20 protein-coding genes, 1 tRNA gene and 1 pseudogene are annotated in these 24,440 nt (G+C 47.2%); 7 read left to right on the top strand and 15 right to left on the bottom strand.

Annotated features, from left to right (window positions below; all coding sequences use genetic code 11):
* The first annotated feature begins 161 nt into the window (after positions 1 to 161).
* The 3 genes from VC188_RS04975 (at position 162) to VC188_RS04965 (ending at position 3,371) form a co-directional block, all read left to right on the top strand.
* A complete protein-coding gene (locus VC188_RS04975; protein ID WP_215320456.1) occupies positions 162 to 1,346 on the top strand; it encodes a pyridoxal-phosphate-dependent aminotransferase family protein in 1,185 nt (394 codons plus the stop codon).
* 144 nt (positions 1,347 to 1,490) lie between these two features.
* Positions 1,491 to 1,898, top strand: coding sequence for a GlcG/HbpS family heme-binding protein (locus VC188_RS04970; RefSeq protein ID WP_215320454.1), 408 nt, complete (start codon positions 1,491 to 1,493; stop codon positions 1,896 to 1,898).
* Positions 1,899 to 1,904: 6 nt separating this feature from the next.
* A complete protein-coding gene (locus VC188_RS04965; protein WP_416350493.1) occupies positions 1,905 to 3,371 on the top strand; it encodes a DEAD/DEAH box helicase in 1,467 nt (488 codons plus the stop codon).
* Here the strand turns inward: VC188_RS04965 and gluQRS are convergent.
* On the bottom strand, positions 3,358 to 4,314 hold the full coding sequence (gene gluQRS / locus VC188_RS04960) for a tRNA glutamyl-Q(34) synthetase GluQRS (protein ID WP_416350492.1): 957 nt from the start codon (positions 4,312 to 4,314) through the stop codon (positions 3,358 to 3,360). The genes VC188_RS04965 and gluQRS overlap by 14 nt on opposite strands.
* Positions 4,315 to 4,317: 3 nt before the next feature.
* On the opposite strand from gluQRS, the gene dnaE reads away from it, so the two are divergent.
* Positions 4,318 to 7,935 (top strand): DNA polymerase III subunit alpha, encoded by a 3,618-nt coding sequence (gene dnaE / locus VC188_RS04955; protein ID WP_323483215.1) that lies wholly within the window; start codon positions 4,318 to 4,320, stop codon positions 7,933 to 7,935.
* Positions 7,936 to 7,949: 14 nt separating this feature from the next.
* On the opposite strand, the gene VC188_RS04950 is transcribed toward dnaE, so the two are convergent.
* The 3 genes from VC188_RS04950 to VC188_RS04940 are packed head-to-tail and all read right to left on the bottom strand — an operon-like array spanning position 7,950 to position 10,659.
* Positions 7,950 to 9,119 carry a glycosyltransferase family 9 protein gene (locus VC188_RS04950; protein ID WP_323483214.1) on the bottom strand — a complete coding sequence of 390 codons (1,170 nt, stop codon included), beginning with the start codon at positions 9,117 to 9,119 and terminating at the stop codon, positions 7,950 to 7,952.
* Positions 9,120 to 9,121: 2 nt separating this feature from the next.
* The gene (locus VC188_RS04945; RefSeq protein ID WP_215320447.1) at positions 9,122 to 9,901 is read right to left on the bottom strand and encodes a glycosyltransferase family 2 protein; all 780 of its coding nucleotides are present in this window, start codon (positions 9,899 to 9,901) and stop codon (positions 9,122 to 9,124) included.
* Positions 9,898 to 10,659 (bottom strand): glycosyltransferase family 2 protein, encoded by a 762-nt coding sequence (locus VC188_RS04940; protein WP_216155761.1) that lies wholly within the window; start codon positions 10,657 to 10,659, stop codon positions 9,898 to 9,900. The genes VC188_RS04945 and VC188_RS04940 overlap by 4 nt, the downstream gene beginning before the upstream one ends.
* Before the next feature lie 10 nt (positions 10,660 to 10,669).
* Between VC188_RS04940 and msbA the strand changes: the two genes are divergently transcribed.
* Complete coding sequence (msbA, locus tag VC188_RS04935) at positions 10,670 to 12,433, top strand: lipid A export permease/ATP-binding protein MsbA (protein WP_215320443.1); 1,764 nt, start codon at positions 10,670 to 10,672, stop codon at positions 12,431 to 12,433.
* A gap of 10 nt (positions 12,434 to 12,443) precedes the next feature.
* On the opposite strand, the gene rng is transcribed toward msbA, so the two are convergent.
* The 8 genes and pseudogenes from rng to VC188_RS04895 form a co-directional block, all read right to left on the bottom strand.
* On the bottom strand, positions 12,444 to 13,907 hold the full coding sequence (rng, locus tag VC188_RS04930) for a ribonuclease G (RefSeq protein ID WP_215320441.1): 1,464 nt from the start codon (positions 13,905 to 13,907) through the stop codon (positions 12,444 to 12,446).
* On the bottom strand, positions 13,904 to 14,527 hold the full coding sequence (locus VC188_RS04925) for a Maf family protein (RefSeq protein ID WP_416350491.1): 624 nt from the start codon (positions 14,525 to 14,527) through the stop codon (positions 13,904 to 13,906). The genes rng and VC188_RS04925 overlap by 4 nt, the downstream gene beginning before the upstream one ends.
* Before the next feature lie 4 nt (positions 14,528 to 14,531).
* Positions 14,532 to 14,975, bottom strand: a complete 444-nt coding sequence (rlmH, locus tag VC188_RS04920; RefSeq protein WP_215320437.1) for a 23S rRNA (pseudouridine(1915)-N(3))-methyltransferase RlmH — start codon at positions 14,973 to 14,975, stop codon at positions 14,532 to 14,534.
* A 23-nt stretch (positions 14,976 to 14,998) separates the two neighbouring features.
* Positions 14,999 to 15,385: pseudogene (gene rsfS, locus VC188_RS04915) on the bottom strand (ribosome silencing factor); the annotation flags it as partial.
* A 45-nt stretch (positions 15,386 to 15,430) separates the two neighbouring features.
* Positions 15,431 to 16,120 (bottom strand): nicotinate (nicotinamide) nucleotide adenylyltransferase, encoded by a 690-nt coding sequence (gene nadD / locus VC188_RS04910; RefSeq protein WP_323483213.1) that lies wholly within the window; start codon positions 16,118 to 16,120, stop codon positions 15,431 to 15,433.
* The gene (gene hemF / locus VC188_RS04905; protein ID WP_216192009.1) at positions 16,117 to 17,028 is read right to left on the bottom strand and encodes an oxygen-dependent coproporphyrinogen oxidase; all 912 of its coding nucleotides are present in this window, start codon (positions 17,026 to 17,028) and stop codon (positions 16,117 to 16,119) included. The genes nadD and hemF overlap by 4 nt, the downstream gene beginning before the upstream one ends.
* Positions 17,029 to 17,070: 42 nt before the next feature.
* Complete coding sequence (gene purD / locus VC188_RS04900) at positions 17,071 to 18,348, bottom strand: phosphoribosylamine--glycine ligase (RefSeq protein WP_215320433.1); 1,278 nt, start codon at positions 18,346 to 18,348, stop codon at positions 17,071 to 17,073.
* Between the two features lie 52 nt (positions 18,349 to 18,400).
* A complete protein-coding gene (locus VC188_RS04895; RefSeq protein WP_215320431.1) occupies positions 18,401 to 19,120 on the bottom strand; it encodes a YebC/PmpR family DNA-binding transcriptional regulator in 720 nt (239 codons plus the stop codon).
* Positions 19,121 to 19,272: 152 nt separating this feature from the next.
* Between VC188_RS04895 and VC188_RS04890 the strand changes: the two genes are divergently transcribed.
* Positions 19,273 to 19,357: transfer RNA gene (locus VC188_RS04890), tRNA-Leu, on the top strand.
* Positions 19,358 to 19,395: 38 nt separating this feature from the next.
* Here the strand turns inward: VC188_RS04890 and VC188_RS04885 are convergent.
* The 3 genes from VC188_RS04885 to lptF form a co-directional block, all read right to left on the bottom strand.
* A complete protein-coding gene (locus VC188_RS04885; protein ID WP_323483212.1) occupies positions 19,396 to 20,337 on the bottom strand; it encodes a CysB family HTH-type transcriptional regulator in 942 nt (313 codons plus the stop codon).
* A 62-nt stretch (positions 20,338 to 20,399) separates the two neighbouring features.
* Positions 20,400 to 21,554 (bottom strand): LPS export ABC transporter permease LptG, encoded by a 1,155-nt coding sequence (gene lptG, locus VC188_RS04880; protein ID WP_215320427.1) that lies wholly within the window; start codon positions 21,552 to 21,554, stop codon positions 20,400 to 20,402.
* Entirely contained in the window at positions 21,551 to 22,666 is a 1,116-nt protein-coding gene (lptF, locus tag VC188_RS04875) for an LPS export ABC transporter permease LptF (protein WP_216155750.1), read from the bottom strand. Before lptF ends, lptG begins: the two co-directional genes overlap by 4 nt.
* Before the next feature lie 164 nt (positions 22,667 to 22,830).
* Here lptF and VC188_RS04870 point away from each other — a divergent pair, with 164 nt between their 5' ends.
* The gene (locus VC188_RS04870; protein ID WP_416350494.1) at positions 22,831 to 24,435 is read left to right on the top strand and encodes a leucyl aminopeptidase; all 1,605 of its coding nucleotides are present in this window, start codon (positions 22,831 to 22,833) and stop codon (positions 24,433 to 24,435) included.
* The last annotated feature ends 5 nt before the right edge of the window (positions 24,436 to 24,440 follow it).

Below are 24,440 nucleotides of genomic sequence, written 5' to 3'. Positions count from 1 at the left end.
AACTATCTTAAGGTATAAATACAGCCCTTAAATGCTGAATTTAAGCTTTATTCTGATGATTATTTAAAATAATTTGTATACAAAATGGAAATTTACTAAAAATTGTCATACACTATCAACAGAAATTACTACCTATAAACACTTTAAAAGTGAGACAAAGCATGTTGAAACTTGATAACCACGCATCAGGACGCCATTTTTTACATATCCCTGGCCCAAGTCCTGTGCCCCCACGCGTACTGCGCGCCATTAGCTATCAAACTATCGATCATCGTGGTCCAGAATTTGGTGCGTTCGGCCTCAAGGTGTTGGATGGCATCAAAAAGATTTTTAAAACTGAGCAGCCGGTCATTATTTATTCCGCATCCGGAACGGGTGCTTGGGAAGGTGCATTAGTCAACGTTCTCAATCCTGGTGACAAAGTGTTGTTCTATGAAACTGGTCAATTTGCAAACTTGTGGCGTGCACTTGGTAAGCGTCTTGGTTTAGACGTTGAAGTGGTTGGTAAAGCCGGACAAGATTCTTGGCGTTGGGGTGTAGATGCATCTCTGATTGAAGAGCGTTTGCGCAAAGATACTGGTCATGAGATCAAAGCAGTTTGTGTTGTGCATAACGAAACTTCAACTGGCGTTACCTCCAATATTGCAGCGGTTCGTAAAGCAATTGATTCCTTAAAGCATCCTGCCTTATTGCTCGTAGACAGCGTATCCGGCTTGGGTTCAGCCGATTACGAACATGACAAATGGGGCGCGGACGTAACTATCTCCGGCTCACAAAAAGGCTTGATGTTGCCACCTGGAATTGGCTTTAATGCTTTATCACCGCGTGCAATTGAAGTTAGTGAAAAAAACAAAATACATAAATCGTATTGGGCTTGGGATGAGATTCTAGAGTCTAATAAAAATGGATATTGGCCAACGACTCCCAGCACCAATTTGATGTATGGTTTACATGAAGCCATGGACATGATGATGGCCGAAGGATTGGATACGATTTTTGCACGTCACCAGCGTTTAGCTGCTGCTTGTCGTGAAGCGGTTAATGCATGGGGTCTAGAAATTCAGTGTCAAGATAAAGACTGCTATTCACCAGTGCTTACTTGTATCGCGACACCAGAAGGTATGGATGCTGACGTATTGCGTAAACATGCACTGGAGAAATTTAACCTCTCCTTGGGAACGGGTTTAGGCAAGATCAAAGGCAAGGCATTTCGCATTGGCCATTTAGGCGATTGCAATGAATTGAGCTTGATGGCCGCCCTCAGTGGGGTAGAGATGAGTCTGGGCTCTATGGGTTACAAACCGAAGGCCAGCGGAGTCGTTGCAGCCCAAGAGTTCCTTAAATAAGAAGTACTTAGGGCAACTTAGAGCAAATTAGGGTGGGTGGAGCTAGATTCCTCAGGTTCAATCTGGTTACACCCCTTATAATTCAAGTACTTATATAGAAGTGCATAAAATAAATACACCATATTCGAGATAGAAAGATTAAACATGACTGCGACTAAACCTTACCTCACTCAAGCTGATGCTCAAAAGATTTTGGACGCAGCAAATAATCATGCGGCTGCCAATAATTGGGCTGTAACGATTGCCGTTTGTGATGACGGCGGTCATATGTTGGGCTTGATTCGTCGTGATGGTTGTGCTCCGGTATCTGCATACATTGCACAAGAAAAAGCACGTACAGCTGCAATGGGTAAACGTGAGAGTCGCGTTTATGAAGAAATTATTAACAACGGCCGCACCTCTTTCTTATCTGCCCCACATATTTCGGGCATGTTGGAGGGTGGGGTCAATATCGATGTAAATGGGTTTACCATCGGCGCAGTCGGCGTTTCCGGCGTTAAATCGACCGAGGATGCTGAAACTGCTAAGGCCGGCATTGCGGCCATCCTGTAAGTTACCTTGACAAATACTGCTACTGAAATAAATTCTTCTACAGGGGTGAGCGATACCGCTACCCCTGCTGCTACTGATACTGCTCCTCCAGCAACAATCACTTTTGCTGACTTTGGTTTAGATCCGAAAATTCAAAAAGCGGTTCTTGAGCAGGGTTACACCATTCCTACTCCGATTCAAGCGCAATCTATTCCGCATGTATTGGCGGGTAGTGACTTGATGGGTGCAGCACAAACTGGTACTGGTAAGACGGCTGCCTTTGTATTGCCGATCATTCAAAAGATTTTGCGTCACGCGAGTAACAGCGCATCGCCAGCACGTCATCCAATCCGTGCACTGGTTCTCACTCCGACCCGTGAGTTGGCAGTTCAAGTGGCTGAAAATGCCGCCGGTTATTCAAAACACACTGATTTACGCGCTGCCGTTGTATATGGTGGCGTGGATATGAAAGAGCAAGTCGCAATTTTGCGTAATGGCGTAGAGATTTTGATTGCTACCCCAGGACGTTTACTGGACCACATCGGCTCTAAAGTGGCCAACCTCTCCCAAGTGGAGATTTTGGTTTTGGATGAAGCCGATCGCATGCTTGATATGGGTTTCTTGCCTGACCTACAGCGCATCATTGATTTGATTCCTGCGCAAAGACAGACATTGTTGTTCTCTGCAACGTTCTCACCAGAAATTAAGAAACTGGCACAAAGTTATTTACGTACTCCGGTAACGGTTGAAGTGGCACGTCAAAATGCTGCGGCTGATACGGTGAAACAAGTAGTGCACATGGTTTCCTCTGCCGATAAGCAACGCGCGATTGTCAAAGTGCTTGAAGCACGCACGCGTGCTGGCTTATCACGCCAATGCATCATCTTTACCAATAGTCGTTTAGGCTGTGCAAAGTTATCTCGTGCCTTAGAGCGTGACGGTATTAAAGCGGGCGCGATTCATGGTGACAAGAGTCAGGGTGAGCGTACTTTAACTTTGGACGCATTTAAATCTGGCGCAATCGAAGCATTAGTAGCAACCGATGTGGCTGCTCGAGGTTTAGATATTCCCGATATGCCGTGCGTGATTAATCACGAGCTGCCTTATAACGCAGAAGATTTTATTCACCGCATTGGCCGTACGGGTCGTGCTGGTAGTAAAGGTGATGCGATTGCTTTGGTGGATGCCAGTGAAAAGCGTTTGCTTGACGATATCGAAAAGCTAATGAAGCGCAAGCTGGATGTGCAGCCTTTACCAGCAGGTGAACCTTCACAAAGTCGCCCTTCATCTAGTGGTTATGGCGGCTCCAGTGGATCTAGAAGTTCTTACAGTGCACCAGCCAAAATGTCTGACCCCTTTTTCTACAAGCCTTACGAGCCATCTGCAGCACCATCAGCTTCTGCAGATCCCGCTAAGCCAGAAGAGAAGAAGGCGGGCATTACCCCTGCTAAGCCCGCTGTTGGCGCTTTACTCGGCGGCTTTAAGAAAAAGTAGGCCATGCATGAGTGGCTGCAAGCAGCCACTCTGCAATAGTGGCATTCTCGCCATCCGGCAAATTCTGCAATCCCAAATGTGTTGCCGCTTTACGTAGCTCTATCAGCGAGTGCTTTGCATCTTGCGTATTGATTTGGGTGGCTAAAGTTTGCTTGCTGAGTTTTTCACCGTGCTCATCCAGCACCAGTGGCAGGTGAAGATATTCTGGCCGCTTGTATCCCAATATCTCTTGTAGATAAATTTGCCTTGCAGTATTACTCAGCAAATCTTTGCCACGAACGATGTGTGTAATGTTCTGCTCGGCATCGTCAACCACTACAGCTAGCTGATAAGTAAATAAGCCATCAGTTCTGCGTATTACAAAATCACCCACTTCTGTATTGAGGTTTTGGTTTTGAGAGCCTAGAGCTAAATCCCTAAATTCAATATGGCAATTTTGGGGAAGGGCAATCCGCCAAGCCCGCTGCAATTCCCCGAAAGATTCTGCGTGATTGCTAATTAAGGTAGCGGGGCGGCAGGTGCCGGGATAGGCCATTTCTTGGTTTCGGGAAGTTTCTATTCCGAGCTTGGCCAGGGCATTGGCAATGGTTTGTCTTGAACAAGTGCAGGAATACAGGCATTGAAGCCCATTTAAGCGTTCTAAAGCCCTTTGATGAGCCTCTTGGCGCTGAGATTGCTGAACGACCTCCTCATCCCAAGAAAGGCCGCAGGCGAGCAATTGAGCCTGAATTTGCCTGGTTGCCTCAGGGAGGCACCTTGGGGTGTCCAAATCCTCGATTCTGAGCAGCCATTTACCCCCGTTTTTTCGGGCATCTAGCCAGCTTCCCAGGGCAGCAACCAGGGATCCGGCATGTAGCGGACCAGTAGGCGAGGGGGCGAATCGCCCGCGATAGCCGCCGGTTGGGGGTGGAGGGTTTTTGAATGTCGACACAGCTAAAATCATCTCATGGCTTCACCCCGTTTTGTACATCTCCGCGTCCATTCCGAGTTTTCGATTACGGATGGAGTCGTGCGCATTGATGATGCGGTAGCTGCTGCCGTCAAAGATGAGATGGGCGCGTTAGCGATTACCGATTTAAGTAATTTATTTGGTTTGGTGCGGTTCTATACTGCCGCCCGTTCTGGCGGGATCAAGCCCATTGCTGGGGCGGATGTTTGGGTGAGCAATCCTCAGGATCCAGATCAGCCTCATCGCTTATTGCTCTTGGTACAAAATCATTCCGGTTACCTCAATTTATGTGAGTTGCTCAGTAGGGCATCTCTCGACAATCAATCCCGTGGTCGCGCTGAAGTCGATGCCGCTTGGTTTAGTGAGCCCGCTGCAAAAGCAGAGGATAAAGCTGCCAAGCGCACACTCTCTTATGGCTTGATTGCACTTTCTGGCGCACGTATGGGTGAAATCGGCATCGCGCTACTGGGTGGGCAAGAAGATCAAGCGAAGATTGTTGCTAGACGCTACGAAAAACTCTTTCCGAAGTCTTTCTATATCGAGGTCCAGCGCGGTGGTAATCCTCAAGATGAAAAACAACTCCAACTTGCCTGTCATCTGGCCAGCGAGTTAAATTTGCCAGTGGTGGCAACACACCCAGTGCAGTTCATGCAAAAGAGCGACTTTACTGCGCATGAGGCCCGGGTCTGTATTGCTGAAGGCGAGTTACTCGGCAATCCACGTCGAACCAAAAAGTTTAATGACGAGCAGTACTTCCTAACCCAAGAGGAAATGGAAAAACGTTTTGCAGATTTGCCAGCCGCATTGGCGAACTCGGTTGAAATTGCCAAGCGTTGCAATCTCTCATTGGTATTAGGTCAACCGCGTTTACCAGATTTCCCTACGCCTCCTGGTATTACGCTCGATGACTATCTTTTGCAGCAATCGGAAATTGGTTTGAAGCGCCACATGGAGCGCAATTTCCCGGATGTAGAAGAGCGCAAAACAGAAATGAAGCGCTATCACGAGCGTTTGGTGTTTGAAGTCAAGACGATTTCTCAAATGGGTTTCCCAGGCTATTTCTTGATTGTGGCGGACTTCATTAACTGGGCTAAAAATAATGGCGTGCCTGTAGGCCCTGGTCGCGGATCGGGTGCTGGTTCTTTAGTGGCTTACTCACTCGGGATTACCGATTTGGATCCGCTCCGTTACAACCTACTCTTTGAGCGCTTTCTAAATCCAGAGCGGGTATCGATGCCCGACTTCGATATCGACTTCTGTCAGCATGGTCGTGACCGTGTGATTCAGTATGTAAAAGATAAATACGGCAAAGATGCGGTAAGTCAGATTGCTACCTTTGGCACGATGGCTGCGAGAGCGGCGATTCGTGATGTGGGGCGTGTACTAGAGCAGGGCTATAACTTCGTAGACGGTATCGCTAAGCTCATTCCGAATAAGCCAGGTCAGTACATGACCATTGAGATGGCGAAGAAGGAAGAGAAGCAATTAGCCGAACGCGAAAAGAATGAAGATGAAGTGCGTCAACTACTTTCCTTGGCGCAACAGCTAGAGGGTATGACCCGTAACGTCGGTATGCATGCGGGTGGCGTATTAATTGCTCCAGGGCGTCTCACCGATTTTTGTCCGCTCTATACGCAAGAAAGTAAAGATCAAGACAGTAGCTCCGTTATTAGCCAGTTCGATAAGGATGACGTAGAAGCGATTGGCTTGGTGAAGTTCGACTTCCTGGGTCTGACTACGCTTACTATTTTGGCAGCAGCAGAGCGTTGGATTAAAGCATTACACGCTGATCGCAGAGACTGGAATATCGGTGAGATTGCGCTCGATGATGAAAAAGCATTTGATGTTCTCAAGCGCGCCAATACCGTTGCCGTGTTCCAGCTAGAAAGCCGCGGTATGCAAGGCATGCTACGTGAAGCCAAGCCTGACCGCTTTGAGGACATTATTGCTTTGGTAGCGTTGTATCGTCCAGGCCCAATGGATTTGATCCCAGACTTTATTGAACGTAAGCATGGTCGTCAAAAAGTGGAGTATCCAGATCCCCGAATTGAGCCTGTTCTTCGTGAGACCTACGGCATTATGGTCTACCAAGAGCAGGTGATGCAAATGGCGCAGATGATTGGTGGCTACTCACTAGGTGGTGCCGACATGTTACGTCGTGCGATGGGTAAGAAAAAGCCTGAAGAGATGGCTCAGCATCGCAAAATCTTTAGTGATGGTGCAAAAGCGGGCGGCATTACCGAGTCAAAGGCAAATGAGATCTATGACTTGATGGAGCGTTTTGCTGGCTACGGATTTAATAAGTCCCATGCTGCTGCATACGCACTCTTGGCATATCAAACTGCTTGGCTCAAGGCGTATTACCCAGCTGAATTTATGGCGGCCAACTTATCACTCGCGATGGATGACACCGATAAGGTGAAAATTCTGTATGACGATTGCTTAGTCAATAACATTCGGGTGTTCTCTCCTGATATCAATACTGGTGTTTATGAGTTCACGCCATTGCGCGCACCCGATGCAGCTCCAGATTCATCCATCAGTCACATTCGTTATGGCTTAGGCGCCGTGCGTGGTACCGGTGAGGCGGCGATTGAATCTATCGTGAAGGCACGTGAAAGTGGCGGGCCATTTAAAGATTTGTTTGATTTCTGTGCAAGAGTGGATCGTAGACAAGTCAATCGCCGCGCTATTGAAGCGCTGATGCGTGCTGGTGCGTTTGATAGCTTGTATCGTGACTCTCTTCCTGCGGGCGGAAATTTGTATGACATTCGCTCTACCTTGCTTGCCTCTTTAGCTAGAGCGATTGAGGCTGCTGAGCAAGCGGAGGCATCGATTCACCAGGTGAGCTTGTTTGAGGCAGCTGGCGAAGAGGATCGCCATCTTCCAGAGTTAGTTCGCGAGCCTATCTGGTCTGAGAAGAAGCGTTTGCAAGAAGAGAAGAATGCCTTAGGTCTTTGCCTAACGGGGCACATGTTTGACGCCTATCGCGATGAGACTTCTCACTTTATCCGGCAGCCTTTAGCTAAGGTAACAGAGGGTAAAGATCAACTCATTGCCGGCATTATCACTTCAGCACGAATGCTGACTGGGCAACGCGGTCGCATGATGATTGCAACTATCGATGATGGCTCTGCTGCCCTCGAAGTCACTTTGTATAGCGAAGTCTACGAGCCTAATCGCTCTTGGCTAAAAGAAGATGAGCTCTTGGTTGCCAAGGTCAATGTGACGCCTGATAAGTTCTCAGGCGGTATGCGCATTGTGTCTGAGGCAGTGATGGATATCACGGGTGCGCGTATGCGTTTTGCTCGCAATGTTCATGTCTGCATTGATAACGCAATTGATATCAAGATGCTCCGTAGCCAAATTAATCCCTACCTTATGGCTAATCGTGTGCGTGATCCTAAGCTTGGTGCATCTGCCCCTGCTGCGCCGGGATCGAATGATGGTATGAAAGGCTTAATGCTGACGGCTGCCGTTACTACCAGTGGGGGCGCATGCTTGATGCAGTTCCCAGAAGAGTTGCGTATTTATCCAGACGATGCTTGCTTGCACGGACTAAATCAAATCCTAGCTTCTAAGCAAAAAGATCCTGTACAGATTCAGTATCACTGATCGTATTGGTTGATCTAGTTCGGTAATGCTTTCTGAATCGCCTCAATGACTTGCTGAGGTTCTAGTAAGTCCAAGCACTCACTATAACTATCGGCCTTATCTAAGCATCCTGCTTTACGGCAAGGCACGCATTCACCAGGGCCTTGCAGGATGGTGACACTGCCAACGGTTTGGGTGCGAGCACGCAATTGATATGGCTGTTCACCAATAAAACCATTGGGCCATGGCCCAAAGTTCGTTGGTGGGGTGGCGCCAAAGAGGGCGATGGTTGGTGTGTTGCATGCTGCTGCTAGATGGGTGATTGAAGTATCAACTCCGATATACAAAGCAGCACCACGAATCAAGGTGCCCGCTTGCGGAATGGATAATTTACCAGCAGCATTAACGACTTTTTTCTTAGTTTCTTCATTTAGCAGAGAAATGATGTCGTGATTGAGTTGTACATCTTGCTTGGCGGGTGAAGCACTGAGGATTACCTGGAAGTTCTGCTTTACGAGCCAGGTGATGAGCTCTTGCCAATACGCAAGGGGCCAGCGCTTATAGGCCGTTAAGGGTCCTGGGTGTACAACAACATAAGGTTGCTTAAGTTCGTTTGTAATGACCGGCGTTAAGGGCTCTCCTGTAGGCGGAGTAACTGTGATCGGTTTGGAAAATAATTCAGCTCGGTTTTTAAAAAAGACCTCTAGCAGGCGCAGTTTTTCGGTAATGACATGCTGCTGAAAGTAGTCAACATCCACTGTGTGCATACAGATGAATTTCTTCCAGGTATTTTGCTTCTCACTCTTACTTCGCTTTTGTTGATCTTGCACATCTTTGCCTTGAGGATGACCACCCAGAACACCGACTCTTTTAAAGGCTGCTACTAAGCCATACAGGTAGGCGCGATCACTAGGTTGCGTAACAAAAGCTAAGTCATAGCGTTGAAACAGGCGATTAAAGAGCGAGAGGTATTCACCAAAACCGGGACGATCTGAAGTTTCTATCACTTCAGCAATGTCGGGATTGCCATGAAGCATCTCTAACTTGCCGCGATACCCCAAAAAATGAAACTCCGCATCAGGCCAAAGCTCTCTAGCCTTGCTAATTAAGGGTGTTGTTACTAATACGTCTCCAATTTGCCTCGTGGCAATAAATAAAACCTTTTTAGGTTTAAGTGTGGAGTACGCAGTCATGGCAGTGCGCATGCTCAAAGGGCCTTAGCCAAGATCTTCTCACGAACCCGTCGAGCATTCTCAGCGGCGTTACTCTGATCATGGATTTGATGAAAGAGATGGAGGACTTCAGTAGACCATGAGCCTGACTTGCGGCGAATACGATGGTGTTGTAAGCGGAAGATAAAATCGGCATCTTCATGGCCCCAGCCGGTCATAGTTTCATCAAAGCCATTAATAGCTTCAGCATCAGCCTTCCAGCAGGCCATATTGCAACCCTTGATACGACGCCAAACAAATTTTTTATAGTCGCGCCAAGAGCCATTGCCTAGCTTTACTTTGAGGGGCCAATATTTATTGATGCCTCCACTCAAGCGCTTGCTAATGAGGTTAGAGCAAAATCGCTCAAAATTCCACTGAGGCCAAGTGAGTAATTCGGTGGTGAGGCTTTCATTTAGCAGGACTCTGCTGCCAGTAACTAAGTACCCCTTTTGTGCCAGCGCACGATGCTTTGCTACAAAGTCTGGCTGGACAATGCAATCGCCATCCAAGAAAATCAGGTAGTCGCCATGGGCTGCAGCGATTGCTTTATTAAGAATCTTGGTTTTCTGAAAGCCTTGGTCTTCTTGCCAAAGATGAGTAATAGAGGCCGGGTGTAAGGCTTTAATGGATTCAATGAGGTGTTTTGTGCTCTCAGTAGAGCCATCATCAGCAATGATGATTTCAAAGTTCTGATCAGTTTGAGTGGCTAGAGATTCTAGGCAAAGCTTGAGTGCTTGTGGCCAGTTATAGGTAGCCAGCAAAATCGAAATCATTTACTGGTTTCCTGATTCAGGTGCCACAACTTAATATAGCGGTAATAGGTTCCCTGACCATTGGATACTGCCAATGCAAATCCTTGGGGGCCGTCTAAGAATCCCGCACGCAAAACATAGGTACGGAAAAATGCCCAAGCGCCATGCAGGGCTGCCTTGAGGGGGCTACTGGTTTTACCTCTGGCAAATGCTTGCTCTGCGGAAGCGGTGGAGTAGCGATCTAGCTTTTGAAGGACTTGAGAGTAATTCATGAAGCTGTAATGCAACATGGGGTTCTCTAGCTTGGCGACTTGGCCATTCGGTATCAGGCGCTCATGAACTAAATCATCCGAGAAGCGGGCGGTACCGCGTTTAAATAAACGATCGACATAATCCGGGCTCCAGCCAGAGTGGCGGATAAAGCGTCCGCAATACCAAGAAAGTCTGGGGATGGCAAAGCAATCTACATGGGCACTATGGTGAATCGCTGTCAGAATTTCCGATTTGAGAGCCGGAGTCAGTCTTTCATCGGCATCCAGCGATAGAACCCATTCGCTGGTAGCTAAATCCAGGGCGCGGTTCTTCTGGGGTCCAAACCCGGGCCAATCCGCAGGCTGAGAAATGCTTGCCCCATGCTTTTTGGCTATTTCTAGGGTGCAGTCAGAGCTGTTGGTATCGACAACCACGATCTGCTGGGCGATCCCCTCCAGAGAGGCCAGACAATCGTCCAAATTGGCCTCTTCATTGCGGGTGATGAGTATGACTGATAAGGTGGGCATAATTCATTATATGAATGCTCAAGACCGCACCGCCCTAAATCGCTTAATTACCTACCTCAAGCCCCATTACAGCTTGATTATTGGATCACTTTTAGCCATGGCTTTGGTGGCTGGCGCCGAAACCTCCATTCCGGCTCTGATGAAACCTTTGTTGGACCGCGGGTTCACTGGTCAGCTCAATAGCAAGCTCTGGCAAGTCCCTGTTTTTTTGGTCGGCTTGGCCTTGGTTCGTAGTTTGGCTCAATTTTTATCCAACTATCTATTAACTCGCGTAATTAATGCGGTGTTATTAAAATTGCGTGAGCAAATGTTTCAAACACTGTTGCATGCAAGGACCACTTTTTTTCAACAGAACTCCGCATCAAATCTGATTAACGCCGTTGTCTTTGAGGTAAATAATGTTCTTTCCATCATGGGTGGAATGTTAATTAGCTTAGTTCGTGATTCACTCACTGTAATTGGTTTAATGGGTTATCTCATCTACCTAAACTGGCAATTGACATTGGTTGTTCTGTTTATTTTTCCCGTGATTGCATTCATCATGAGCAAAATTAATCGTCGCCTAAGATCGCTCAATAGAGAACAGCAAACACTCACCAGTGAGCTTGCTTATATTGTGGAAGAGGCAGCTGCGGGATACAAGATAGTTAAAGTTCATGGTGCTCAAGAGTACGAAGCGAATCGTTTTAAGCAAAAGGCTGAACGTGCACGTCAGTTTGCTTTGAAGTCTGCTGTGGCGGGCGGGCTAAATCAGCCAATTACTCAGCTGATTGCCTCTATGGCCTTATCCGTAGTGCTAGTAATCGCGTTGATGCAATCTGCCACCGAAGGCACGACTGTCGGCGGGTTTGCAGCCTTTATTACCGCCATGATGTTGGTGATTTCACCACTTAAGCACTTGGCTGATATTAATCAGCCACTACAACGTGGCCTTACTGCTGCGGAAATGATTTTTGGATTGATGGATCAACCTTTTGAAGAAGATGAAGAGCGTAAGCAAAACATGAAGTCGCTCAATAAGGCAAAAGGCGCTATTCGTTTTGATGATGTTGGCTTTTCATATCAACAAGATGTAGGGCGAAAAGATGCTTTACGCAATATCAATCTCAACATTAAACCGGGTGAGGTTGTAGCTTTCGTTGGTCCTTCAGGTGGCGGTAAATCTACGCTCGTTAATTTATTGCCACGCTTCTATAAGCCGACCAGCGGCCACATTTTCTTGGATGACATTCCTATTGAAGATATTGTGTTGGCTGATGTGCGACGCCAGATTGCCTTTGTAAGTCAGGATGTCATTCTCTTTAACGATACGATTGCTGCCAACGTCGCCTATGGCGCTAACGATCATGATGGCATTGATCGCGGACGTGTCATGGAGGCTTTGGAGGCTGCCAATCTGAGCGCGCTGATCAAAGAGTTGCCTGAAGGCGTTGATTCGATGGTGGGGGATAACGGTAATCGCTTATCTGGCGGACAGCGCCAGCGTATGGCTATTGCCCGAGCAATATATAAGAATGCGCCAATTTTGATTTTGGATGAAGCAACTTCAGCATTGGATTCTGAATCTGAGCGTCAGGTTCAGGAAGCGCTCGAGCGCTTAATGGTGAATAGAACTACCTTAGTGATTGCACATCGTTTATCTACTATTGAACATGCCGATAGAATTGTGGTTCTGGAGCATGGCAAGATTGTCGAGAATGGCTCGCACGAGGATCTCATTAAGCATGATGGCTTGTATGCGAACTTACATCGCATCCAATTCTCTAACGCTTAATTCAGAAAACTTAACTCAGAACAATATCGTATTGCTCTTGGCGGAAGCTACCTTCCGCTTGCAGGGTAATCGGCTTCCCAATGAAGTCGCCAAGCTGTGCCAAGAATTGATTTTCTTCTTCCAAGAATAGATCAATGACATCAGGCGCTGCCACAATTCGAAATTCTCGCGGATTAAACTGGCGATGCTCTCGCACAATTTCACGCAAAATCTCATAACAAATCGTTTGGGCGGTTTTAATCTCACCTTTGCCCAGGCAAGTGGCACAGGGCTCACAGGTGATGTGGGCCAATGACTCCCGTGTCCGCTTGCGGGTCATTTCCACTAAGCCCAATGCGGAAAAGTCGCTCACTGAGGTGCGCGCATGATCGCGCTCAAGATTGCGTTTGAGTTCATGCAATACTGATTCTTGATGGTCTTTGCCCAGCATGTCGATGAAATCAATAATGATGATTCCACCCAGATTACGTAAGCGGAGTTGACGTGCAATCGCTTGAGCCGCTTCTAAATTAGTTTTAAAGACGGTGTCATCGAGATTGCGTGCGCCGACGTAACTACCCGTGTTTACATCAATCGTAGTCATGGACTCAGTTTGATCAATCATGAGATAGCCGCCAGACTTGAGATCGACTCGGCGACCTAGTGCTTTATTAATCTCGGCATCAACATCAAATAAGTCAAACAGGGCGCGCTCGCCACGATGTAGGGTCAGTTTGCCCAGAAGGTTGGGCATATAAGCGTTTGTAAAAGCTTTGAGCTTCTCGAAATTCTCAGCCGAATCCACGCGGATCTGAGTCGTGTCTTCTCCGGCAACATCGCGTAATACCCGCTCAGCTAGGCTAAGGTCCTGATAGAGTAGGGTTGGTGCTGGATTGTGTTTCATGGCAGCATGAATGTTTTCCCAGGTGGTGCGTAGGTAAAGCATGTCATGCTGAAGTTCCGTATCGGATGCATCCTGAGCGCTGGTACGGACGATGATGCCGCCTTTTTCGTCTTCAGCCATTAGGCCTGCAAGACGTACCTTAATGGCATCACGCTCTTCAGGTTGATCAATCCGCTGAGAAACACCAATATATTTTTCAGTAGCAGTATCGCTACCTGCTGGAGGTAGATAAACTAAATTGCGTCCAGCAATACTCAACTGAGTTGTTAAGCGCGCGCCTTTAGTTCCTAAAGGATCTTTTAAGACTTGCACTAATAGCGTTTGACCTTCAAACAATAATTTTTCAATTTGTGCTTGAGGATTATTTTGTGTGATGTCAGCGACATGCATAAATGCTGTGCGCTCAAGACCAATCTCGATAAATGCCGATTGCATGCCTGGTAGTACACGAACCACTTTGGCTAAATAGATATTCCCCACAATACCGCGTTGGCGAGTGCGCTCAATCTGTAGCTCTTGAACTGCTCCTTGCTGAATTAAAGCAACGCGCGTTTCTTGCGGGGTGATATTAATTAGTATTTCTTCATTCATATGCTGCTAACTTGGGCACGATCTAGTAAAAGCTTCGTTTCATAAATAGGTAGACCCATGATACCGCTATAGCTACCCTGAATTGAGGGAATAAAAGATCCGCCCAAGCCCTGTATGCCATAGGCGCCAGCCTTACCAAAGGGTTCGGCGCTGGCGATGTAGGCGTCAATCTGCTCTATCAACAAATCAGCAAACTGAACTTTAGAAACCTGTACAAGCTGTATGGGTTTTTCATTGGGGTTGACGGTCACTGCTACTGAGCTAAGAACTTCATGCATTTTGCCGCTGAGCATAGTCAGAATTCGGGTGGCATCTGCTACGTCAACTGGCTTACCCAGAATTTCACCATTGGGATGATTGGGTAGGCTTACAGTGGTATCGGCGCAGAGTATCGGCGCCCAAGGTAAGCCGCTTTTTTCCCATCGACTGAGTGCTGCAGCACTTTTTGCCAAGGTAACGCGCTGTACGTAGGTGCGTGCTTTTTCTTGTGGGAGAGGTGTTTCGATGCTCTCATTATCTTCACCGGGACTTGGCAGTAGCATTTCAAAGCGAACACCCATTTGCCTCAAGATCTCTTGGCGGCGAGGACTTTGCGAAGCGAGATAAATAAAAGAGTGCAACGGATTACTCGCGATGATAGGGGTGGCCTTGCAGGATAGTCCATGCTCGATAAAGCTGCTCTACTAACATGACTCTAGCCATGGCATGAGGCAAGGTAAGACTGGAGAGTCGCCACATAGCTTGCGCACTTGCTTTTAAGCCAGCATCCAAGCCATCTGCACCACCAATTAAAAAGGTAATGTCAAAGCCTTCTTGGCGCCAGCTAGCCAGTTGAGTGGCAAGATTCTGAGTGGTTTGGTCTTTGCCTCGTTCATCCAAAGCGATCACTCTGGATCCCTTGGGAATGGCTGCTGCAATTTTGACGGCTTCTTTTGCGGGTGTGAGATCAGGCTTGATCTCTTTGATTTCAATGCTGCAATCCGCAGGCATTCGTTTGATGTAGTCATGAGTTGCCGTGGCAACCCAATCAGGCATCTTATGACCAACAGAAACGATGGTGAGCCGCATTGTCGCAAGTGACGACGAGACTACTCGTCGTCTTCGGATTCGCTGGCCTTAACAAGACCTTTATCACCAGCTAATTTCACGCGTACAGGTTTAGCACCCCACATGCCTTCAAGCTGATAGTAAGAGCGCAGCATCGGTTGCAAAATATGCACGACGATATCGCCACAATCAACCAATACCCATTCGCCGGTTTCTAAGCCTTCGATAGAAATGACTTCTCCACCTTTAGCATTCACCTCTTCTTTAACCGACATAGCTAAAGAGCGGGTTTGACGATTACTAGAACCAGTGGCAATAACCACTCGATCAAATAACTCGCTTAATTTAGTGGTGTCATACACGCGGATATCTTGTGCTTTAACATCTTCTAGGGCATCAATCACGACGCGTTGTAATTTACGTAAGTCCATATTTTCTCGAGAATAATTTTTCTATTTAGGGTGATCTTAGCTTGATTACTGGTACAAGCCCAGATTTGTAATGGTTTCTAGGGTGTGGGTTGGAATTTGCTCGGATGCAATAGAGCTCCGTGAGCTGGATTTGAGGCATTCTCGTAATGCGGTTGAGGATAGATCAATATTCAAGCTTTCATCGATGTATATGAGGCCTGCAGCGCTATTTTCAAGGGTATCGGGGTCTGATGTTTGATGGGTCTCCAAAAATTGACCTACTTCAGAGCTTATTTCTAGCTTTAAATCATGGTGTGGCCTAGTCGCCACCGCAAAATTCACATACTGGCTCAGTTTTTCCCAGGAGTTCCAGCTAGGCAGAGCAACAAGAGAGTCTGCTCCCATCAGCCAAGTTAGGTTAGCGCTTGTTCCAAAGCGCTCACGTAGGGCTTTAACGGTATCAATCGCATAACTTGGCCCAGCGCGGTCAATCTCCATACGATCAATGCCTAATTGAGTGGGAATCTTGAGATATAAAAATGCACGCGCTAAATCAATGCCCGCAGCTTCAGTCAACTTCAGGCGTATTTCTGCGGGAGTAATGCCGGTTCCCTTTTGCCACGGCTCACCACTCGGAATAAGCAGTAGTGCATCTAAGTGAAGTAGCTTTGCAAAATGTGTAGCCAATTTCAAATGACCCACATGCGGAGGATCAAATGTACCTCCAAGAATGCCAATTTTCTTTATAGCGCTCAAGCTAGCCAATCTCGTGGCTTGAGGTAATAGTCATACAACTTAGCCTCAGGACTGCCAGGCTTGGGTTGCCAGTTGTACCACCACTGAACTACTGGCGGCATCGACATTAAGATAGATTCGGTGCGGCCACCAGAGTGCAAACCAAAGATAGTCCCGCGATCAAAGATCAGGTTGTATTCCACATAGCGGCCGCGGCGATATTCTTGGAAAGACTTTTCATCAAGGGTGAAGCTATCTTGATAGCGGCGCTGTACGATTGGTAGGTAAGCGTTAATAAATGCATCACCCACTGCACGAGTCATAGCGAAGCTCTTTTCAAACCCAAGCTCATTAAAGTCATCAAAGAAAACGCCGCCAATACCACGCGGCTCTTCGCGATGTTTTAAGTAAAAGTATTCATCGCACCATTTTTTAAAACGAGGGTAGAGCTCCTCGCCAAAAGGGTCTAAGGCATCTTTAGCGGTTTGATGAAAGTGTTTGCAGTCTTCATCAACGCCGTAATAGGGCGTGAGGTCAAAGCCGCCTCCAAACCACCATACGGGCTCTTTATCAGGTGCTTGCGCAATAAAGCAACGGACGTTCATGTGCGTGGTGGGTACTTTAGGGTTATTCGGGTGGAATACCAAAGACACGCCCATGGCTTCAAAGCTGCGACCTGCGACTTCTGGGCGATGATGAGATGCCGATGGAGGCATTTGATCACCGCGGACATGGGAGAAGCCCACACCCCCTTTTTCCAGAATATTGCCGCCATCCAAAATGCAGGTGCGACCATAGCCTTTGAGTTTGCTGTCTTCGGGCTTATGCCATTCATCTGCAACAAAGACCTTACCATCCAAAGCGCTCATGGCGCTTGTGATGCGATCTTGCAGACCTAAAAAATATTCTTTTAAGGTAGTGATATCGATGTGGGTCTGTTGATCTGACAAGGGCGTTCTAACTTGATGGATTTACTTAATTGCGCGGTAGCCGATATCTTTACGATATTGCATGCCGTCAAACTGTATATGGTTGATGGCTTCATATGCTTTTTGTTGGGCGCCACGTACGGTATCGGCAAGTCCAACAACGCACATCACCCGTCCACCGGAGGTCACTACTGTGCCATCTTGCAATTTTGTACCAGCATGGAATGTAATTTGATCTGCCGTGTCAGCCGGAATGCCGGTAATTACATCCCCAGCACGCGGGGTGTCGGGATAATTGTGGGCCGCAAGCACAACGCCTAGGGCAGTGCGGCGATCCCATTCCAGCTCAACTTCATTGAGCGTGCCGTCAACTGCATGATCTAGTGCATTGACAAGGTCGCTGCGCAGGCGAGCCATGATCGGTTGTGTTTCTGGGTCGCCCATGCGGCAGTTAAATTCTAAAGTCTTAATCTTGCCATCAGGCGTGATCATGAGGCCCGCATATAAGAAGCCTGTATACGGAATGCCATCTGCTTGCATGCCCTTCACTGTTGGCATGATCACTTCACGCAATGCACGTGCATGAATTTCTGGGGTAACAACTGGTGCGGGGGAGTAAGCACCCATGCCACCAGTATTCGGCCCTTGGTCAGCATCGAGTAAACGCTTGTGATCTTGGCTAGTGGCTAATGCAAGAACATTCTTGCCATCCACGAGAACAATGAAGCTAGCTTCTTCACCGGTTAGGAACTCTTCAATCACAACGCGGGCGCCTGCATTGCCTAATTTGTTATCAGCCAACATCATGTCAACTGCGGCATGAGCCTCTTCAAGGCTCATTGCAACTACAACACCTTTACCTGCCGCAAGGCCATCGGCCTTAATCACAATCGGCGCACCCTTAGCATCAATATAAGCATGCGCTTCAAGTGCACTAGAGAATGTTTGGTAATCGGCTGTTGGAATGCCATGACGCTTCATAAAGGCTTTAGAAAAGTCTTTAGAAGACTCCAATTGAGCTGCCAATTGAGTTGGGCCAAAAATACGCAAGCCATTATTGCGGAATACATCCACGATGCCAGCAGCAAGTGGCGCTTCTGGTCCAACAACGGTTAAGTGAATCTTCTCGCGCTTAGCAAAATCAGCCAGCTCCTGTAATCCAGTGATCGGTAAGTTCTCAATGCCTGCAGCAGTTTGTTTAGCAGTAGCTGTACCGCCATTACCAGGAGCAACATAAACCGTTTGGACTTGTGGTGATTGAGCCAACTTCCAAGCTAGCGCATGTTCGCGTCCGCCAGATCCGATTAGGAGAATTTTCATAACAAGCTATCTAGTATTTAAATGAAGTAATTAAAAGAAATAAAGTTAAAAATTAAAGTGCCGCGTTCGTAAACACTTCTTGAACGTCATCCAAATTCTCAAGCGCATCTAACAATTTCTGCATGCTCTCAGCCTGATCACCTTCCAAAGTAATCTCGGTTTCAGGGCGCATTGCAACGGTTGCCAGCTCAGGCTTGAGGCCCGCTTTACTAATGGCATCTTGTACGTTTGAAAAATCAGGAACAGGAGACAACACTTCTAAAGAGCCGTCGTCATGAGTAATTACATCCTCGGCGCCAGCGTCTAAAGCTACTTCCATGAGTTGATCTTCGCTAGTGCCTGGAGCAAATAACATCTGCCCACAATGCTTGAATAAAAATGCAACAGAACCTTCGGTGCCCATATTGCCGCCATTCTTATTAAAAGCATGACGAACTTCAGCGACGGTGCGAGTGCGGTTATCGGTTAAGCAATCCACAATAATGGCGGCGCCATTCATGCCGTAACCCTCATAACGAATTTCTTCGTAGTTCACGCCTTCAAGAGATCCAGTGCCGCGTTGAATCGCTCTTTGCACGTTATCGTTCGGCATATTGGAGTCTTTGGCCTTATCAATAGCCAGACGTAAACGTGGGTTGGTAGCGATATCACCGCCACCTAATTTGGCGGCTACGGTAATTTCTTTAATGAGTTTGGTCCAAATCTTGCCGCGTTTTTCGTCCTGACGACCTTTGCGGTGCTGAATATTGGCCCATTTCGAATGGCCGGCCATACGGGTAAGTCCTTTTAATAATTTGGCTAGAAGACCTCATTTTAAGGGGTTCTAGACCCAAGGTAGGGGGTAACTAACCATTTTTTGTTACACTCTCATGTCTTAGCAGTAACAAAGTAGCAAAGTAAGCAGAATTTCCACTGCAAACACCTGCCTCGGTGATGGAATTGGTAGACGTGCCGGACTCAAAATCCGGTGCCGCAAGGCGTGGCGGTTCGAGTCCGCCCCGAGGCACCACTCAAAGACTCTTCAGTCCTTGAGCATTCCCAGATTATTTAAATTTCGTAAGTCTCGGATTCGTTATTCATCGCCTGCTCAACAATTTTCTTGGTGAGCGTTGGTGAGAAGAGTTCAATGAAGGTGTAAACAAATGAGCGCAAGTAAGCACCCTGTTTGACGCCAAGATGGGTGACATTGTTGCCAAATAGATGTCCTGCAGGAATCACTTTAAGATTGCGATCTCGATCCGGGTCATAAGCATGACCCGCAACAATACCAATGCCCATACCCGTTTCTACATAAGTCTTAATGACGTCGGCATCAATCGCTTCCAAAATAATATCGGGCGCAATGTTTCTTTGCGCAAAGGCTGCATCAACCTTGCTGCGACCAGCAAATGCTTTGTCATAGGTGATGATTGGGTACTTAGCAATCTCTTCTAGAGTAAGTATTGCCTGGTTGAGAAGGGGGTGGCTTAGCGGCACCATGAGTACGTGCTGCCATTGATAGCCGGGTAAAGCCAGTACACCCGGAGTATTCGCAATCCCTTCAGTAGCGATGGCAATATCCGCACGATCATGTGTGAGTAGCTCTGCAATTTGACCTGGGTTACCTTGCTGAATACTCACCTTTACCTTTGGAAAGCGTTTAGTAAATTCAGTCAGCACTTTAGGAAGTGCGTAGCGCGCTTGTGTATGGGTAGTGGCAATAACGAGGCTGCCTTGATCTTGACTAGCAAAATCCTTACCCACTCTCTTCAGTGTTTCCACTTCATCAAGGATGCGTTCAACCGAGCTCAAAATGCGTTTACCTGGTTCCGTCAAGGAGCGAATCCGCTTGCCATGGCGACGAAAAATCTCCACGCCTAACTCATCCTCCAATTCGATAATTGCTTTAGAAACCCCTGGTTGAGAGGTGAATAAGGCTTTAGCAGCAGTGGTTAAGTTGAAGTTTTGCCTAACGGCTTCACGCACAAAGCGAAATTGGTGGAGATTCATGAGGATTCCTGTCTATATATCAGCAATGATATAGGAATCAAATTCTAAATGATTTATGAGTATTAAGCCTTGGAAACCCAGCGCAACCCGAATAGCGCCAAAAGGAAGTAGAGCAAAGGCGGGGTAAGTGCTGTTAGAAGCGCTGGCCAAGAGCCCAAAAGCCCTACGTTAGAGAAGAGGGAATTAAATAGCTGGAAACTCATGCCCAGCATGATTCCGCCAAACACCTTAATACCCACGCTACCTGCTCGAACCTTAAGATATGCAAAGGGAAGTGCTAGCGCGAGCATCACAAAAATAGTGAAGGGATAAACCACTTTCTTCCAGAAGGCGATGGAATGTCTCTGCGCATCTTGTTTGTTTTCACGAAGGTGGGAGATAAAGCGACCCAAGCTCATGATCGACATTTTTTCAGGACTAATTAAAAGAACATTCAAAATTTGGGGCGTGACCTCCGATTCCAAAGTGAGAATCGGGTGCGTAAAAGTTTGCGCAGAAAAAACGGGGTTCAGTGGGTCGGACTGCTTTGATTCTTTAAAGCGAGTTTCGGTGACATCATTTAGAACCCAAATGCCAGTCTCATCAAACTGTCCGGAGGCTGCGCTACGGATTGAGAGAAGATGATAGGTATCATCAAACTCATACATACGGATGTTTTGAATCTCATTATCTTTGTCAACTTTGCCCACGTTGACATAGCGCACTCCTGGGCGCACGGGTCCGCTGCCATCCTCATCGCGTAGCCGATCTTTTACCCAAACACCCGTTTTAAATTGTGACGTATAGGCTGAGCCCATAGCCTTCATGCGAATCTGGTCAGACTTTGCTTCGGAATAAGGGCCAACCCATTCACTCATGATGAGTGTGAGCGCTATTAATGGAAGTGAAATTTTTGTGAGAGTAATGAGCCCACGTTTAACGTCTAATCCAGCGATACGCAAAATGGTGAACTCAGACTGGCTAGCCAGCATTGCAAATACATAGATACTGCCAATCAAGCCTGCAATGGGGATGATTTCTGAAATGCGGCTTGGGGCTTTCAGAAGTACATGAAGTAGCGCTAGAGGAAGCGTGTAGCCCCCCTGCACGGACCCTAACTCGCTCAAGATATCGAAGAACAAAAACAAAGCTACCAAGGCGAACAAGATAAAGCCAAAAGCAGCATAAATCTGCTTGGCTAAATAGCGCTCGTAAATAAAAGGAAAGAGCAATTTCATTTGGCGGCCATAGAGGCAGGCAATTGACGGCGCCACCACTTTAGAGAAGGATTAATGCGATTGCGAATTAAAGCTATCGCAATTAATAGGGCGAGCAAATGAATAGGCCAAATAGCAACAAATACACTGACCTTGCCTTGTGAGACAAAATTTTGCGTCAGGTTCAGTAAGTTGCTATAGATTAAATAAATTAAGACCGCATAAAACATCGCAGTGTAATTGCCCAAGCGAGGGTTTACATAAGCAAGCGGAATTGCAATCAGTACCAAACCCAATGCCATTAATGGCAAGCCAATACGCCAAAGTAACTCAGCACGATTGGGGCTGGTAGAGTTTGGATTGGGGTCATCTAAAAGCTCAGTGATCGTCTTCTCGCGATCGCGTGGTGGGGGCGCCAATGATTCTTTACTCCGTATCTTGGTGCTGTATTCGTTAAATTCCAGAATTCTGAAATCAGGCTGAGTGGGTTGCCCTTCATAGCGTCTACCGCTATGAAGCACAACGGATTTCTCGCCACCAGCAGAGTTTTGAATAAAACCAGTTTGGGAAACTGCAATGCTCAGCCGACCATTCTTGGAATCAGCCACGAAGATATTCTTGACTTCGCTTTTATCAACATCGAGCTCTTCAATAAAAAATACACGCTCTGCTTTTGCGGACTCTTTGAATTGTCCGGCGCTCACCATGGATACGTCATCACGTTGTTGAAAGCGTTGGCTAATTAAAGTGGATTCTCGGTTAGCCCAGGGCCACACAAAAAGAGCCAGGAGCGCGATCACAATGATGAGCGGCGTGGCAAATTGCATGATAGGGCGAATAAGATTGGTAATGCTTAGGCCGCTAGCAAACCACACAATCATTTCTGAGTCTTTGTACCAGCGCACCAGAACAATTAAGGTTGCGACAAATAGGGAGACTGTTAAAAGAACAGCAAGATAACCCAGGGTAGCCAAGGCAATCAACACCAGGGCATCTTTTGGATTGACCGCCCCGTTAGCGGCATAACCCAAAATTCGGATCACCAAGGTGGTCACCATAATGGTGACTAAGACCAAAAAGACCCCGCCAGTCGTAAAACTGAGTTCGCGGCGAAGGGCCTGGTTAAAAATCATGAGAATTTATAGGTCTGGATATGAAGGGTTATTGGGCTTGTAAATGGCTTATATTGCTGCAGGTAAGGGAAGTTATTCTCATGTCGGAGGATAATGGATAAACGTCCCAAATTAGCAGATTACCCCCTTTTGAATCGACCAAAACACTGTAATAGATTATGACAATTCAATTCAGCACCAAGATTTTCCCTCAAGCAGACCTTCAGAGTCTAAAACTCCAGAAATCTAGCCTCAAATCCTTGCTTAGCTACAATACCGACTGCTTGGTTTTGGCGTATTCCAAGGCGGATTTTGATAGTTTCTCAGGCGCTAAAGACGCAAAGGCAAAAGTAGGATTTTTGCCAGGGCTAGATCTTTTGCTCGGAGGCTCAGTCAATCATGCCAATCTGGTTGGGGATTTAGATTCCACGCAAGCTTCCGTATGCATGCTACGCGCAGAAAAATCTTGGTCCACCAATGGGGTTAAGGCAAAACGAGTATTACTCGTGGCTTTGGGCGATGTGCATCTTGCTAGCGAACGGAGTTTGACTACTTATTCCAAAGTTGCTCGCGCAGCTTTGAAGGTTTTAAGTGGCGGATCAGTTGAAAGTGCGCTTTGGTTTACACCAAGCTTTGCGCTTGCACACAAAGCTGACTTCATTGCCGAAGAGGTTCGCCTAACTGTTCAATACGCTGGCGACCAAGCTTATCGTTTTGGCGTGCGTCAACCAGCAATGAAATTCAAAGTAAAAGATAAAGCAGACACATTTAAGCATCTCGTCTTTGCAGGTAACGATGCGTGTGCTAAAGAGCTGAAGCCTGCAGTAGAGCAAGGCGTCGCGATGGTAGAGGGGATGAACCTGGCGAAGGATTTGGGTAATCTTCCTCCAAACATCTGTACACCAACTTACCTCGGCAAGACAGCGCAGGGTTTAAGCAAAAAGACTGCTCTGAAAGTGGATGTGCTTGGGCTCAAACAAATTGAAGCTTTGGGAATGGGTTCATTCTTATCTGTGGCTAAGGGCTCTGATACCCCGCCACAATTTATTGTGATGAAGCATCAAGGCGGTAAAGCAGGAGAGGCCCCGATTGTTCTTGTTGGCAAAGGAATCACTTTTGATACTGGCGGAATTTCATTAAAGCCAGGCGAAGCTATGGATGAAATGAAGTACGACATGTGTGGCGCAGCTTCAGTGATCGGTACGATGTACTCCGTTGCTTTGATGAAATTAAAGAAGAATGTGATTGGCGTCATTCCTACTTGTGAAAATATGCCATCAGGCCAAGCAACTCGTCCTGGCGATATTGTGAAGAGTATGTCTGGGCAGACTATTGAGGTCCTCAACACCGATGCAGAAGGCCGCTTAATTCTTTGTGATGCGCTGACTTATGTAGAGCGCTTTAAGCCGGCGGCAGTGATCGACGTTGCCACCTTAACTGGCGCTTGCGTGATTGCTTTGGGTCATGTACATAGCGGATTGTTTTCTGAAGACGAGAACTTGGTAAGTGAATTGACTAAAGCAGGCCATGCTTCTTTGGATACGGTTTGGCGTTTGCCCTTGGATGCTGCTTACCATGAACAGCTCAAATCCAATTTTGCAGATGTGGCTAATATTGGTGGTCGTCCCGCTGGTAGCGTGACAGCGGCATGCTTCTTGTCTCGCTTCACTGAGAAATATAAATGGGCTCATTTGGATATCGCTGGCACCGCATGGAAAAGCGGTGCCGCCAAAGGCTCTACCGGTCGTCCTGTGCCGCTCTTGGTGAATTTCTTGCTCGAGCACAAGTAAGCACC

Source organism: Polynucleobacter sp. MG-28-Ekke-A2 (genome assembly GCF_035012985.1).
Classification (GTDB): domain Bacteria; phylum Pseudomonadota; class Gammaproteobacteria; order Burkholderiales; family Burkholderiaceae; genus Polynucleobacter.
Note: the sequence above shows the minus strand (reverse complement) of the source record. Positions and strands in the feature narration are given on the sequence as shown.

Excerpts from the sequence above, each read along its gene's own strand:
- rng (WP_215320441.1), bottom strand. The coding sequence starts at position 13,907 with ATGAATGAAGAAATACTAATTAATATCACCCCGCAAGAAACGCGCGTT.
- purD (WP_215320433.1), bottom strand. The coding sequence starts at position 18,348 with ATGAAAATTCTCCTAATCGGATCTGGCGGACGCGAACATGCGCTAGCT.
- VC188_RS04895 (WP_215320431.1), bottom strand. The coding sequence starts at position 19,120 with ATGGCCGGCCATTCGAAATGGGCCAATATTCAGCACCGCAAAGGTCGT.
- lptF (WP_216155750.1), bottom strand. The coding sequence starts at position 22,666 with ATGATTTTTAACCAGGCCCTTCGCCGCGAACTCAGTTTTACGACTGGC.
- gluQRS (WP_416350492.1), bottom strand. The coding sequence starts at position 4,314 with ATGATTTTAGCTGTGTCGACATTCAAAAACCCTCCACCCCCAACCGGC.
- VC188_RS04950 (WP_323483214.1), bottom strand. The coding sequence starts at position 9,119 with ATGCGCACTGCCATGACTGCGTACTCCACACTTAAACCTAAAAAGGTT.
- msbA (WP_215320443.1), top strand. The coding sequence starts at position 10,670 with ATGAATGCTCAAGACCGCACCGCCCTAAATCGCTTAATTACCTACCTC.
- rlmH (WP_215320437.1), bottom strand. The coding sequence starts at position 14,975 with ATGCGGCTCACCATCGTTTCTGTTGGTCATAAGATGCCTGATTGGGTT.
- dnaE (WP_323483215.1), top strand. The coding sequence starts at position 4,318 with ATGGCTTCACCCCGTTTTGTACATCTCCGCGTCCATTCCGAGTTTTCG.
- VC188_RS04885 (WP_323483212.1), bottom strand. The coding sequence starts at position 20,337 with ATGAATCTCCACCAATTTCGCTTTGTGCGTGAAGCCGTTAGGCAAAAC.
- VC188_RS04940 (WP_216155761.1), bottom strand. The coding sequence starts at position 10,659 with ATGCCCACCTTATCAGTCATACTCATCACCCGCAATGAAGAGGCCAAT.
- lptG (WP_215320427.1), bottom strand. The coding sequence starts at position 21,554 with ATGAAATTGCTCTTTCCTTTTATTTACGAGCGCTATTTAGCCAAGCAG.
- VC188_RS04975 (WP_215320456.1), top strand. The coding sequence starts at position 162 with ATGTTGAAACTTGATAACCACGCATCAGGACGCCATTTTTTACATATC.
- VC188_RS04970 (WP_215320454.1), top strand. The coding sequence starts at position 1,491 with ATGACTGCGACTAAACCTTACCTCACTCAAGCTGATGCTCAAAAGATT.
- VC188_RS04945 (WP_215320447.1), bottom strand. The coding sequence starts at position 9,901 with ATGATTTCGATTTTGCTGGCTACCTATAACTGGCCACAAGCACTCAAG.